We start from the raw sequence: 13,773 nt of genomic DNA, 5'->3' as shown, positions 1-13,773 counted from the left end.
CGCCTGCTGGCCAGCACCGGCCTCGGCAAACCACCGCTGGGCCGGCCGATCGCCGAATACTTGCCCAACAGTGGCCTGCCCGAGGTGCTGGCCAGCGCAACCGAGCAGCGGGATCGTGAGTTCAGCCTCAACGGTCGGGCGATCCTCGCCAATCGTGCGCCGATCCGTCATCAGGGCCGGGTGATCGGCGCCATCGCGACCTTCCGCGACAAGAGCGAAGTCAACGCCCTGGCCGAGCAGCTGACCGGTGTCAGCCGCTATGCCGAAGCGCTGCGGGCGGCGACCCACGAATTCAAGAACAAGCTGCACGTGCTGCTCGGGCTGGCACAGATGGGTGATCTGGATGCCCTGCGCGCCTATCTGCGCGACCTCGCCGATCACCAGCTGGCGCCGGCGACATCACTGGTCGAGGGGATCGGTGAACCGGTGCTGGCGGGCTTTCTGCTCGGCAAGCAGAGCGAGGCCCGCGAGCGCGGCATCCTCTTTCAGGTGGATGTCGAACACCCGGTGCCGGCCGCCGTGCCCGAGCAGATCCATGGCCTGGTGACCATCCTCGGCAACCTGCTGGAGAACGCCTTCGAAGCGGTGGCCGACGAGGACGAGCGACGGGTCAACCTGACGCTGGACTACGACGAAGCGCTGCTCTCGCTGCACGTGCAGGACAGCGGTGGCGGAATCGAAGCCGCAGTGCGCGAGCAGATCTTCCAGCGCGGCGTATCCACCAAGGGCGAGCGGCGTGGCATCGGCCTGGCCGCGGTGCAGGAACAGGTCGAGGCCTGGGGCGGCAGCCTGGCGGTGTATTCCGAGGCCGGTCGTGGCAGCCTGTTCGAGGTTGAATTGCCCTATCGGAGCGCCGCGGGAGACGTCGAATCATGAAAGCAGTCATGCGCGTGCTGATCGTCGAGGACGACCCGATGGTCATGCGCCTGAACGTCGATTACCTGGCCCGGCTCGAGGGCGTCGAGCTGGTCGGCCAGTGCGAGAGCGTGCCGGCCGCGCTCGAGTTGCTGGAGCGCGAGGCGGTGGACCTGCTTCTGCTCGACGTCTACCTGCGCAATCGCTCCGGGCTGGAGGTGCTGCGCCATCTGCGCGCGCAGGACCGCAACACCGATGCCGTGCTGATCACCGCCGCTTCGGAGATCGAGACCGTGCGCGCGGCGCAACGCCTCGGCGCGCGGGATTACCTGGTCAAACCGTTCAGTTTCGAGCGCTTCCGCGATGCGGTCGAGGCCTGCCGCCGTGCCCGCGATGCGCTGTCCCGCCTGCCGGATCAGCTCGGCCAGGGCGATATCGACCGGCTGTTCAGCCAGGCGCCCGCCACCGACCTGCGCCGCCCCGGCGACCTGCCCAAGGGGCTGACACCGGCATCGCTGGCGCAGGTGGCGCAGGCGATCCTGGCGCTGGACGAGGACGGTTTCACCAGCGAAACGCTGCTGTCTGCCACCGGCATGTCGCGCGTGTCGGTACGCAAGTACCTCAAGCATCTGAGCGATGCACAGCTGCTGGAAGAATCCTTTCACTACGGGCAGATCGGCCGGCCCTCGTTTCGCTATCGCTGCCTGGACCGCGCCGCGTTGCAAAGGCTGGTGCAGGGCTGACGCTACGCTTCTCAGGTACGAAAGCGTCCAACCAGACCGCGCAGTTCCCCAGACATGTCTGACAGGCGCTTTGAATCGGCTTGTGCGGAGCCAGCCAGTTGCTCTACCAACAGGGCATCTTCATGAATCTGCGTGATGTGCCGGTGGATGTCCTCGGCAACCTGATGTTGTTCTTCCGCTGCTGTTGCAATCTGCGCGTTCTGGTCGCGAATATGGTCAACTGAGCCGCGTATATGCTCAAAACTGTCGCGAGCCTTCTGTATCCGCGCGACACTGGCTTGCGACATTTCCAAGCTGCTTTGCATCTGCTTGGTTACATCCTGAGTGCGCTTGGCGAGACCGCCAAGAAGGCCGTCGATTTCACCGGTTGAGTCGGCCGTACGCTTTGCCAAGGCGCGAACTTCGTCCGCCACCACGGCGAAGCCCCGTCCCTGTTCGCCGGCGCGAGCTGCTTCGATGGCAGCGTTGAGTGCTAGCAGGTTTGTCTGTTCGGCGATTGAGCGAATGGTGTCGAGAATGGTGTTGATGTTGCGGCTGTCCTGTTCGAGCTCCTGCATGGACTGGGTTGAGTGAAGCAGGTTTTCGCTCAGCTGGGAGACGCTGCCAGTAGCCTCGTCGATCTGATGTTGGCCGTCGTGAACCTGCCGCTGCCCTGCGTCAGCCGAAGTGGCTGCTCCGCTGCAGGATCGAGCTACTTCATTGGCGGTTGCGACCATTTCGTTGAAGGCGGTTGACACCAATTCGACCGCTCCGCGCTGACGCTCAGCGGCATCATGCATGTCGGCGGCAACCCGCGTCGCACTGTCGGAGGCGGCGCTCAGATCGGTGGATGCGTTGCTGATGCGCTGTATCAGGTTGCGAATCGCGCCCAGGAATTGATTGAACCAGCGCGCAAGCACCGCTGTTTCGTCTTTGCCTCTCACGTCAAGGCTGTGCGTGAGATCGCCCTCGCCTTGGGCGATTCCTTCCAGACCACCGGCCACGCTGCGAATGGGACGTACGATCAGGCCTGCGAAGGCGGCGCCTATCATGGCAAAAGCGATCGCCAATACGGCTGCGACGATGGCGATCTGAAGGGTCAGGCTGTTGGCGCGGGACATGACCTCGTCGCGCTCGATCAGACCGATGAACTGCCAGCCGAGCTTCTCTGACGACCATACGTTGGCCATATAGGTGGTGCCGTTGATTTCCACTTCAAGCAAGCCTTTGGCATTGGCTAGCTCGGCGTAGGCGCCGCCCAGTTCTGAGAGTGACTTGAAGTTGTGCTTGGGGTTGCTGGGGTCAGCCAGTACGTTGCCGCCTTTCTCCACCAGCATGAGATAGCCGCTTTCGCCCAACTTGATCTGCTTGACCAGATAGGTCAGTTGATTGAGCGACACATCGAGACCAAACACGCCGACTATCTCGCCTTGAGCATTAGTGACGGTGTGGCCACTGTTGATCAGCACCACATCGTCCTGAGCCCAATAGTAAACGCTGCTCTGCACGATCTGTCCGGGCTTGGCCATCGCCTCCTTGTACCAGGGGCGAACGCGAGGATCGTAGTTACTCATGCGTGGGTCTTCCGGCCAGCCCGCGTAGGAGCCATCTGTGTGACCGAGCGACAGGTAGGCGGTCGCAGGATGGGTTTTGGCGAAATGGTCGAACAACCCGAGCAGCCTGCGATTACTCTCCGGCAGTGGCGTTGAGGCCGCGTCCGCAGTGGTGAAATCTTTCAGGTCGCGGGCCTCGGTAATCTCGGGCAAGGCGGCGAGGTAGGCAACGTTTTGTTCGATGCCTTCGAAGAAGAGGTTCATCGCGTTCTCGACCTGGCGCATTTCGCGGCTACTGCTATCCACAAATTGCTGCCGTGCATCGCTCCTGACATTAAGGATGACGACGATGGCGACGGCTATGACGGGCACCGACGCGATGGTCAAAAACGCCCATATCAGTTTTTGCTTGATATTCATGGTGACGAACCTGCTTCAATGGGGCGCGCGTGGTGAGCGATGTTGGAAGACCATGGCATGGCCGAGGCTTACCCCAGTTGTCGGCTTGGCGAGAAAGTAACTTGAGCCGGCATGCGGGCGGAGGCGCTCCGTTCGTCGCAAAGGACGATTTCGGAATGGCAACGCGATTTGCAGGGCAGGCTTCGTTGCATTCGCCTAGCTCGGGCCTGCAGCCATGAGAGGGTTGAGTTATTCGAACCGGGGGCTTCTGCGAGCCGCAGCGCGCCGATGATCTCGCCGAGCAGCCGGTGCAGCGCGTCGCGATGCCCCATGGCACCACTGGAGGGTTGTCGGGTGTTGGAGGTCATCACCACCGTCATCTCGAGGCTCGGCACCACGTAGATCATCTGCCCGCCATAGCCCCAGCCATAGCGCACCGCTTCTCCGCCCAGCTCGGTGATGAACCAGCCATAGCCGTAGCCGTGCCCGGTGTAGCGCGAGCGGGTGCGGGGTGTCCAGGACGCTTCTATCCAGTCCTGCGACAGCAATCGCTCGCCGGATGCGCTGAGCCCAGCGCGGCGGTAGAGCTCGCCAAAGGCCAACAGCGAGCGTGGCGTCATCGCCATCTCGTTGCCGCCCAGGTAGATGCCCTGCGGGTCGCGCGTCCAGGCGCTGATGGCGAAGCCGTCGAGCGGCGCCAGCCACTGTCGCGCCAGCTGCAATGTGGATTTGCCGGTGCGGCGCGTAAGGATTGCCGAGAGCAGATGGCTGGAGCCCGTCGAATAGATCATCGCCGTGCCGGGGTCGGCCTCGAACGGCCGAGCCAATGCCGCACGAACCCAGTTGCGACTCGCCACCCAGGCGCCGTAGTTGCGCCCGGAGGTCGATCCGAGCCCGGCCTGCATGCTCAGCAGGTTGCCAACCGTCACCTGCTGCAGACGTGGATCGGGCTTGCCGGGCAGGTCGGCTGGCAGAAGCTCCGCAATGGGCTGCTCGACGCTCTCGATGACGCCCTTGTCGATGGCGATGCCGACCAGTGCGGAAATCACCGATTTGGACGCGGATTTGATGTTGCTCGGCGTGGTCGTGCGATGGCCGTGGTAACCGCGCTCGGCAAGGATCTCGCCACGCTGGGCGATGATCAGGGTTTGCAGCTGCTCGAGGCGCTCGGCCTGCTCGAGCACGGCGGTCAGCCGGGTATCGGCGACTGCCAGGGGGCAGAGAAGAAAGAGCATCGCCAGGCAGAGTGCGCAGCGAGGGCGGGGACTCGATGGGTGCAGGAGGCGCAGGGCAAGTGAGTGCATGCAGGGTTCGACCCTGGCCTGGCGCCACCGTGCAGTCCGGGAGCCGAGCGGCGGTCCGGCTCTCGGATGCCGAGCGAGGTTACTGGCGAATCCAGGTCTGCGTACGGCCCAGCGCCTCGATGCCGATGTAGCCGCGAACCTCCAGCTTGTCGCCGCCTTCGACCAGCCTGGCCTTGGCGCGGTAGGTCTTGCCCTTGGCCGGGTCGAGGATGGTGCCGTCGCTCCAGGCCTGTTCGCCGTCCGGCTTGAGGTCCCAGAGAATGGTCATGCCGGTGATGGGCTGATCCTTGCGCTCGCCGTCGCATTCGCTGCAGACCGGATTCGGCCCGTGATCCGATTTCAGGATTTCGGCGACCTCGCCGCTCAGCGTGCCGTCGGCGGCTTGCTGGATTTCGACGATGGACTTGGGCTTGCCGGTTTCATCGTCGATGGTCTGCCAGCGGCCGGCAGGCGATTCGGCGGCAAAGGCCAATGAAGAGAGCGAGAGTGGCAGGGCCAGCAGCAGGGCATTGAAAAGAGGACGCATGGTGTCTCCAGTGATGGAAAAGGCAGCGCCGACTCTAGCACCGGGCATTTGCCTGCACTTGCCCTGGCCGGCTGACCGGTCGGTTCTCGTCGCTTTCGCCATCCTCAGTCGTCCTGATCGCGGGATGGCTGGCGCCCGATCTCGGCCGCCAACGCCAGTGCCACGACCGAGCTGTGTGCGGCGTTGGTGCCGTGGTTGGCTCCCGGAAACAGCTGGAATTCGCTGTGCAGGCCGTGGCTGGACAGCCGCTGCAGGCGGTCGACCAGATCCCGGGCATTGCCGACCATGCGCCGCTCGGCCATATGGCGCTGGCGCGGGTCGTCCATGGCGGCATCCGCCGCCGGCTGTTCGGCACCGCCAGCGGTGACCAGCAGGCGCGCATCGACGGGCTGGCCTGCGAGACGCCGTTCGAACGCTTCGAGCGTGCGTTCGACATAGCCCTGGTACCACCAGATCGACGGACTGGCGGCCACATAGCCCTGAAATGCCTGCGGCTTGGTGAACAGTGTGTAGAGGGTGAACAGGCCGCCGTAGGAATGGCCGAACAGCGTCTGCCGTCGCGCGTCTACCGGGTAGCGCTTGGCGATCAGGGGTTTGAGTTCGTGCTCGATAAAGGCCAGAAAGTCATCGGCACCGCCCGACGGTTCGCGGCCCGGCAGGCGCCGGCGATCGTCGGCTTTGGGCGTGTAATCCTCGGCACGCGCCTTGAAGTCGTACAGGGCCTCGCCGGGGTAGCCGATGCCAACCACCAGTACCGAATCGCGAAGATTAGGGTCGGGCCGATCCTCCAGGGCCTGGGCCTGGATCGCCAGCCCCGGAAACAGGGCGTTGCCATCCAGCACATAGAGCACCGGATAGCCACCCGGCGGTGGCGCGTGTCGCGGCTCCGAGACGAAGATGCGGTAGTCCTTGCCAGTGCGTTGCGAATGCAGGTCACGCTGGCTGCTGTGCGGCAGCTGAACTGGCTGCCAGCCGGCTTCTTCCCCGGCGTGTGCCTGTACGGCGGCAAGCCCCAGGCCGGCCAGCAGGGCGAGCAGGGCGCCTTTCATGGCTCGACCTGCCTGTGGCCTGGCGGTAGCGGCCCGTCCAACCAGTTCACCTTCAGTGCTTCCTCGCCCGAGAAGCGATGGAGGTGGTCGTCGATGACGAAGCGCAGGCGCTTTTCCGCCTCGCCGGCCGCGGCCTGGCAGTCGATCAGCAGTCGCTCGTGATCGGCGAACATCCGGCACTGGCCGAAGGCGAATTCGACCTGCGCCTGACTTTCGTCCAGCTGAACTTCGGCCTTGTGCGCGAAGTGTTTGCACAGCCGCATCATGTTGCGTGACGCGCGGGGTGTCGCCACCTGGGCGTGAAACTGGGGCATGGTGATCTCCGGAAGTCAGCCGCCGACGCCTACGGGCGCAGGCGGCCAGGTGGATCAGAACTCGTAACGGGCGCCCACCGTGAAGCTGCGCGACGGGCCGTAGAAGTTGAAGGTGCCGACGCTGCCAACCCGCGAAACGTATTTGCGGTCGAGCAGGTTGTTCACGTCGAAGGTGCCGGTCAGCTTGTCGGTGATCGGGTAGGACAGCTTGGCATCCACCACTGCATAACCCGGTGCGCTGAGGCGCGGGCTGCCGGCGCGTTCGATGTAGTAGTCGCTCATCGCGGTCACGCCACCACCGATCCCCAGGCCGCGCAGGGCACCGCCGGGCAGGGTGTACTTGGTCCACAGCGAGGCCTGGTGCTGGGGCATCAGCGCGAAGAGCGCGTTGTCGTCACCGGCCAAGTTCTCGGTCTTCATGTAGGTGTAGCCGGCCAGCACTTCCCAGTCGGGGGTCAGGTAGCCGCTGATTTCCAGTTCGCCACCGCGGATGCGGGTCTTGCCGGTGGCCTCGTAGACGCCGCTGATCGGCGCGCCGCTGTCATCGATGGCGCCGGCCGCGCGGTTCTCGTCGGTGAGCTGGAAGGCGGTGATACGCGCGTTCAGGTCGCCGCCGAAATAGCTGCCCTTGATGCCCACCTCGTACTGCTCGCCTTCGCGCGGGTCGATGATGCGACCGTCGGCACCGGCCTCGCTCTGCGGCTTGAATACCTGCGAGTAGCTGGCGTAGAGGGAGTGCTGGTCATCCAGATCGAACACCAGGCCGCCGTAGGGCGTGATATAGCCGGACTCGCGCACATCCTGCGTGGCGCTGCTGTTCTCGCCTTCGAAGCTGCTGACCCGCGCGCCGCCGATCAGCGCCAGGCGCTGGATCGGGCGGAAGGTCAGCTTGGCGTAGAGGCCGGCTTCGCGCTCATCGGTTTCGGTCGGCGTACCGAAGGTGACGTCAGGCTTGCTGGTGTCGCCCGGCTGGTAGCTGGCGACGTCGATGGCGCCGAGATTGCCGCGGGCGTCCGCGTACTCGGTCTCGTAGCGTTTGAAATCGCTGCCGATGACGAACTCGCTGACCTGCCCGAGCAGCTCGAACGGCTGGCTGTAGTTGGCATCGACGGCGAGGGTGTCCTGCTCCAGATCGCGGGCGGTGTAGGCCAGGCTGGTCGCGCCGCTGTTGACGTTGCGCGCGGTGAAGGCATAGAGGTAATCGGTCGCGCGCCTGGAGCCGCGCACCGCCACGCGACCGTAGCCGCCATTGTCGAAGCGATGGGTCAGCTCGGCGACGACGTCGGTGCCGCGACTGTCGAAATCACCCCAGTCAGCGCCCAGGTAGGTCGAGCGGCTGAAGTCTTCCAGGCTGCCGTCGATGGCGGCCGGGTAGCCGTTGTGCGGAAGGATGTCCTTGGTCTGGTGGATCAGCCCGAAAGACATGACGGTGGCGTCGGACAGGTCGATGTCCAGCGCGCCGTAGAAGCTCTCGCTGGTGTTGGCGTTGTAGTCGACTTCGCCGTTGGTGTCGGCGCGGGAGATGACCGTACGGCCGCGCACGCGCCCCTGCTCGTCGAGCGGGCCGGACAGGTCGGCTTCCAGGTAATTGGTGTCCCAGCTGCCGTAGCGCCCGGTCAGGCTGCCCTGGAATTCGCGGGTCGGGCGCTTGCGCACCATGTTGACGATGCCGCCCATCTCGCTGGTGCTGTTGAACAGCCCGGACGGCCCGCGCATGACCTCGACCCGATCGAACGGCGACAGCGACGGCAGCGTACCGTTGATGCTGGCCATCGGGGCGGGTAGGCCATCGATGTTGAATTCGTCGTACTCGTAGCCGCGTGCATAGATCGACGAGCGCCCGCTGTCGTTGCTCAGGGTGCGCAGGCCGGTTGAGTACTTGGCCAGGTCATCCAGGTTCACGAACTGGCGGTCGCGGATGTAATCGCTGGTGTACACGCTGATCGACTGCGGAATGTCGCGCAGTTCGGCTGGTGTCTTGGTGCCGACGGTGGCGGCCGGCACGGTGTAGCCGCCGCTTTGCTCCGAAGACGGCATGTCGTACAGGCGATTGCCTTCTACGGTGATGCTCTCCAGCTGCACCGGTTCGGCCTGGGCGGCGACACTCTGCGCCAGGGCGCTCAACGGAAACGGGGCGAGCAGGCCGGCGAGCAGCAATGGCCTGAGGCTTGAGGTGCGGAGAATTCTGTCCATGGGCGGCTCCTGTCGCAGCGGCGGCGACGTGTTGGCAAACGTTCGCGCTACTTAATGATAATGATTTGCATCAAAAGATGTCGGCGCGTAGTCTGCCACCCAGCCGCTCCGCGAACCTTTGCGGGGCCGAACATTTGCTTTGCAATCCCGTCAGTTCGAGGCGCAGCGCCGCATGAATCAAGCTGATCACATCATTCGTGGCGATGAGTTGCCGGCCATGAGCAGGCCGGGGCTGCGCCTGCCCAACGAGGATGACGACCGTCTGCTCTACGGCCGGGTGAAGTGGGCGCAGCTGCGGGATGGCCTGTCGCTGCACTGGTCCGATTGCGAAGAGCTGCAGGATTTCGTCACCGAAAATGTGGTTGGTCCGCGGGTATCGTTCGTGCTCTTTCTGCAGGGCCAGAGCCGGGTCAGCTATGGCGATCTGTCGCTGACACTCGGTCAGTCGGCGTCGCAGCGAGCCCCCGAGGGCGTGGCGGTTTCGATGAACGAGCCCGTGCTGTTCCGCCGCCAGGCGCGCCGCGGCAGTCATATCCGCAAGCTGGTGGTGAGCCTGACGCCGGACTGGTTCGAAGGGCGCGGGGAGGGTGTGGCCTCGAGCGATGCCGCGATCCGCCGCTTCATGGACAGCCACCTGACGCCGCGCATCTGGAAGCCCTCGGCGCGGCTGCTGACCCTGGCCGAGCAGATGCTCAACCCGCCCGGCTATGACCCGCTGCTTCAGGGCCTGTACCTGGAAAGCCGCGCACTGGACATCGCCTGCGAGGCACTGATCAGCCTGGGTGATGGCTCGGCGTCGGCGGAACAGGGCCTGCGCCCGCAGGAGTACCGCCGTCTGCAACGCCTCCTCGCGCTCCTCGACAGCGGTGAGGCCGACGACTGGACGCTGGAGCGTATCGCCCGGGAGGTGGGCGTCAATGCCACCACGCTGCAGCGGCAGTTTCGCCTGTTCAAGGGCATGACCGTGTTCGAGTACCAGCGTGCCCGCCGGCTGCAACTGGCGCGGGAGGCATTGGAGCGTGAAGGTGCCAGCGTCAACGAGGCCGCCTGGCGCGCCGGCTACAACAGTCCGGCCAACTTCGCCACGGCGTTCAAACGCCAGTTCGGCATCAGCCCGCGGCAGGTGCGGGCGCGGGTTTGAATGCTCGGAGGGTGTGCCGTAAGACTTTTGCTCGCGACCGCATCTCGCGGCTGCTTGTTAAGCCGCCACCGCCGCGCCATGCTCGCCACCGGTATTCAAAGGAGCGATTCGATGAAACAGGGATTGTTGGCTACGGTGCTGCTGGCTGTGTTGGCGACACAGGCGCAGGCCGGTTTCCAGAAGGACAGGGAGGCGTTCGACAGGCGCCAGGCCGAGCTCGACCAGCGTTGCGAGTCGGCCCGGGAGGCGAAGCTGGCGCCGCTGCGCGAAGCGGCGTTTCAGGACTGCATGAGAACGACCCGCAACAGTCGCGCCGAGACCGAATGTCGGCGCAAGACCGCCGGTGAAAACGGCAACCGGGCCGGCGGTGCGCCTCGCTTCTATGACTTGCCTGCCTGCGTAGAGGCGTTCGAGCACAAGCGACAGCGGCCCTGAGCGGGAACCGCGGGCGTGCCGCGTAACGCGTGATATAGCCCGGCTGACGGTTGAACAAGCTGGCCCGGCGATCTACTCCATGTGAGCGGCGCCTCTTCCCCCACATTCCCGCCCCCACCGGGCTCGCCATACGTCGGAGAGCTGTGGACGGGCACGCCCATCTGCTCAAGTGTGATGGGCTGGCGCCGAGAAAGGGGGTATCTGATTGATTCTAGTGGCCTGCCCCCGATGCCGGCCTGGGGTTCATTGATCCCTCCGAGGACACTGCATGCGTTCGTCCTGGCTCCGCGATCTGAGCGTCGCCCTTGTCCTGCTGGTGTCTGGGGCCTATAGCGCGCTCACCTATGCCCATGCAATCACCGCGGTCACCGAAGAGCTGCCGCCCTACAACATGACCGTCGATGGCGAGCTGACCGGCATGGGCACCGAGGTGGTGAAGGCGGTACTGGAGGAGGCCGGCGAGGACGTGCGCATCCGTTCCATGCCCTGGGCCCGTGCCTATGACATCGCCTTGAACAACGAGAACGTGCTGATCTATTCCATCGCCCGCACGCCGCAGCGCGAGCCCTTGTTCAAGTGGGTCGGGGTGATCGCGCCGACCCGCTGGTTCCTGTTCTCGCTGCCCGGCACCGAGTTCGGCCTGAAAACCCTGGACGATGCCCGGCAATACCAGATAGCCACGGTCAAGGCGGATGTCGGCGAGCAGTATCTGATCGACAAGGGCTTCGCCGTCGGCCGCAACCTGCAGTCGAGCAACAAGTACGAGCACAACTACCAGAAGCTCAAGGCGGGGCGGGTGGATCTGTGGATATCCAACGAACTCAATGCCCATTACCTGGTGCGCCAGGCCAGTGGCGATCCGAACGAGGCGGCGGTGCCGCAGCTGGGCCTGGACGACCTTGGCGGTGCGGATGGCCTGTGCATGGCGTTCAGTCGCGACACGCCGGATGAGGTCGTCGAGCGCTTCCGCCAGGCGCTGGCTCGCGTGCGGGCCGATGGGCGCTACGACGCGATTGTCGCGAAATGGCTGAAATGAACGACGACTCAACCAGCACGATCAGCGAGCCGGTGCCGCGGCCGGTGGGTTCGCTCGGCCGCCGGCTGGTGCTGGCCACACTCGGTTTCTGCCTGCTGTTCACCCTCGCCACCGTCGGGCTGCGGACCTGGACCGCCTGGCAGAACAACCTGGCGGAGATGAACGCCGAGTTGGCGCTGATCGATCAGGTGTTCCGCAGCACCCTGTCCAAGGCGATCTGGGGAATGGACAGTGATTCCCTGCATTCGCAGCTCGACAGCGTGGTGCAGGCCGCGCCCATCGGCCGCGTCGAGCTGCGGATCATCCGCGCCGGCCGCGAGCCGGAACTGGTTCAGCGGCAACGGGGTGAGCAGCCGGCCGAGCACCGCGCGCCGCGCCTGCAGCATCAGTTGAGCTACGAACCCTACGCCGGCGCCAGTGAGACGGTGGGCGAGCTGGTGCTCGAAGGCAATGAAGAACTGCTCTGGGAGCGCATGCTTGCCGAGGTCTACGACATCGTCATCACCCAGGTCATCCAGTCGCTGTTGCTGGCCGGGCTGATCATGTGGATGTTCAACCGCACGGTCACCCTGCATGTGCGGCGCATTGCCCGTCACCTGACGCGGCTGACGCCGGACAATCTCGATCGCAGCCTGCGCCTTGATCGTTCGCCGAAGCGGCACGACGAGCTGAGCCTGCTGGAAGGCGGCGTCAACAGCCTGCAGGCGAAACTCTCGGCCTATCTCGAGCGCCAGCACCAGGATGAGCTGGCCCTGGCCGCACACCGGGACCGCCTTGCCGAGCTGGTTGAAGAGCGCACTGCCGAACTGCGCGCCGCCAATGTGCAACTGGAAGAGCTGTCGCGCAGCGATCCGCTTACCGGACTGGCCAACCGGCGCCAGTTCGACGAGATCAAGGAAGTCGAATTCCGCCGTGCGCTGCGTCAGGACCAGCCGTTGGCGGTGCTGATGTGCGACGTGGATTTCTTCAAGCGCTACAACGACCACTACGGTCACGCCCAGGGCGACCAGTGCCTGCGAATGGTCGCCGACACGTTGCAGTCCGTGTTCGCCCGCGCCGGCGAGGTGGTCGCGCGGCTTGGCGGCGAGGAATTCGTCGTGCTGCTGCCCGGCGTCGATGCCGAGGCCGCGCGGCGGGCGGCGGTGCGCCTGCAGCAACGCCTGGCTGAGCGCGAGTTGCCCCACGAGGCTTCCGCAGTTTCACCCTACGTGACCTTCAGCATCGGCCTGGCCGTGCTCGATCCGGACACCATGGACCAATTCGACCAACTGTTGCACCGCGCGGACGAGGCCCTCTACCGGGCCAAGACCCACGGGCGCAACTGCATTTCCGCCTGATCGCATGAGGACTGCATGATGCATCCGTTTGCCTGGACCGCTTTCTTCCTTGCGTTGCTCGGCACCACCACGGCCAACGCCGGTCCGCTGCGCGTGGTGACCGAAGACACCGCCTACAGCTACCTGGAGAACGGCAAGGTAGCCGGCACGGCGAGCCGGGTCGTCGAGGCCACCCTGCAGCGCGCCGGCCTCAACGACTACCAGGTCAGTCTCTACCCGTGGGCGCGGGCGTATGACATGGCGCTGCGCGAGCCCGGCGTACTGATCTACCTGATCGCACGCACCTCCGAACGCGAAGCGCTGTTCCGTTGGGTCGGCGAGATCATGCGCATCGACTACCACTTCTACAAACTCAGCGAGCGGGACGATATCCGGGTGCCGGACCTGGAGGCGGCCAAGGCCTACCGGATCGGCGTCATGCGCGACGACGTCCGGCACCAGTACCTGCAGGCCAACGGCTTCAGCAAGATCGTGGTGAGTGCGCACAACAGCGACAACTTCAAGCGCCTGGTCAACGGCCAGGTCGACCTGGTGCCGATGCCCGAGCACGACATGCTCGCACTGTGCGCCGAGGCCGGCGTCGACCCGGCCACGGTCGAGAAGGTCTTCAGCCCGCACACCTCGACGCAGCTCTACATGGCCTACAGCCGCCAGACCGACGACGACACCGTGCTGCGCACCCAGGCCGCCTTCGAGCACCTGCAGGCCGAAGGCGAGGTGGCGCGGATCATGGCGGGGCAGCCGTGAGCTGACTTGGTGACGCGGTCTGGCGGTAACCGTTCCAGGCGGCCGAGAGGGGGTTGGGCGAACCTTGGTTCCGTCGCAGTAACGGTGTTTTCCGCGTATGCAGAGCCATTGATTCGCCCCCCCCCGTTTTTCCTCCCAGCAGCGCCCAGCTGACTCGCCGGG

General features: G+C 65.1%; 13 protein-coding genes. 7 read left to right on the top strand and 6 right to left on the bottom strand.

Annotated features, from left to right (window positions below; translation table 11 throughout):
* The coding region (locus LO50_RS13850; RefSeq protein WP_044315369.1) for an ATP-binding protein at positions 1–876 on the top strand (876 nt) is incomplete at its 5' end.
* A complete protein-coding gene (locus tag LO50_RS13845; RefSeq protein ID WP_044315368.1) occupies positions 873–1,598 on the top strand; it encodes a response regulator in 726 nt (241 codons plus the stop codon). The genes LO50_RS13850 and LO50_RS13845, both read left to right, overlap by 4 nt.
* An 11-nt stretch (positions 1,599–1,609) precedes the next feature.
* On the opposite strand, the gene LO50_RS13840 is transcribed toward LO50_RS13845, so the two are convergent.
* The 6 genes from LO50_RS13840 to LO50_RS13815 form a co-directional block, all read right to left on the bottom strand.
* Positions 1,610–3,550, bottom strand: coding sequence for a methyl-accepting chemotaxis protein (locus LO50_RS13840; RefSeq protein ID WP_044315367.1), 1,941 nt, complete (start codon positions 3,548–3,550; stop codon positions 1,610–1,612).
* 68 nt (positions 3,551–3,618) lie between these two features.
* The gene (locus LO50_RS13835; RefSeq protein ID WP_236690590.1) at positions 3,619–4,833 is read right to left on the bottom strand and encodes a serine hydrolase domain-containing protein; all 1,215 of its coding nucleotides are present in this window, start codon (positions 4,831–4,833) and stop codon (positions 3,619–3,621) included.
* A 79-nt stretch (positions 4,834–4,912) separates the two neighbouring features.
* On the bottom strand, positions 4,913–5,359 hold the full coding sequence (locus LO50_RS13830) for a DUF2147 domain-containing protein (protein WP_023444494.1): 447 nt from the start codon (positions 5,357–5,359) through the stop codon (positions 4,913–4,915).
* Positions 5,360–5,463: 104 nt separating this feature from the next.
* The gene (locus LO50_RS13825; RefSeq protein ID WP_044315366.1) at positions 5,464–6,408 is read right to left on the bottom strand and encodes an alpha/beta hydrolase; all 945 of its coding nucleotides are present in this window, start codon (positions 6,406–6,408) and stop codon (positions 5,464–5,466) included.
* On the bottom strand, positions 6,405–6,722 hold the full coding sequence (locus LO50_RS13820; RefSeq protein WP_044315365.1) for a DUF2218 domain-containing protein: 318 nt from the start codon (positions 6,720–6,722) through the stop codon (positions 6,405–6,407). Before LO50_RS13820 ends, LO50_RS13825 begins: the two co-directional genes overlap by 4 nt.
* Positions 6,723–6,776: 54 nt before the next feature.
* Positions 6,777–8,915, bottom strand: coding sequence for a TonB-dependent siderophore receptor (locus tag LO50_RS13815; protein WP_044315364.1), 2,139 nt, complete (start codon positions 8,913–8,915; stop codon positions 6,777–6,779).
* Between the two features lie 172 nt (positions 8,916–9,087).
* Between LO50_RS13815 and LO50_RS13810 the strand changes: the two genes are divergently transcribed.
* From LO50_RS13810 to LO50_RS13790, 5 genes are all read left to right on the top strand, one after another.
* Positions 9,088–10,056 carry a helix-turn-helix transcriptional regulator gene (locus LO50_RS13810; protein WP_044315371.1) on the top strand — a complete coding sequence of 323 codons (969 nt, stop codon included), beginning with the start codon at positions 9,088–9,090 and terminating at the stop codon, positions 10,054–10,056.
* A 78-nt stretch (positions 10,057–10,134) separates the two neighbouring features.
* Complete coding sequence (locus tag LO50_RS13805; RefSeq protein WP_152623980.1) at positions 10,135–10,491, top strand: hypothetical protein; 357 nt, start codon at positions 10,135–10,137, stop codon at positions 10,489–10,491.
* Positions 10,492–10,759: 268 nt separating this feature from the next.
* Entirely contained in the window at positions 10,760–11,527 is a 768-nt protein-coding gene (locus LO50_RS13800) for a substrate-binding periplasmic protein (protein ID WP_044315363.1), read from the top strand.
* Positions 11,524–12,864 carry a GGDEF domain-containing protein gene (locus LO50_RS13795; RefSeq protein WP_044315362.1) on the top strand — a complete coding sequence of 447 codons (1,341 nt, stop codon included), beginning with the start codon at positions 11,524–11,526 and terminating at the stop codon, positions 12,862–12,864. Before LO50_RS13800 ends, LO50_RS13795 begins: the two co-directional genes overlap by 4 nt.
* Before the next feature lie 15 nt (positions 12,865–12,879).
* Complete coding sequence (locus LO50_RS13790) at positions 12,880–13,611, top strand: substrate-binding periplasmic protein (RefSeq protein WP_014821887.1); 732 nt, start codon at positions 12,880–12,882, stop codon at positions 13,609–13,611.
* Positions 13,612–13,773 lie beyond the last annotated feature (162 nt).

This window comes from Stutzerimonas stutzeri (assembly GCF_000935215.1).
In the GTDB taxonomy this organism is placed as follows: Bacteria; Pseudomonadota; Gammaproteobacteria; order Pseudomonadales; family Pseudomonadaceae; genus Stutzerimonas.
Note: the sequence above shows the minus strand (reverse complement) of the source record. Positions and strands in the feature narration are given on the sequence as shown.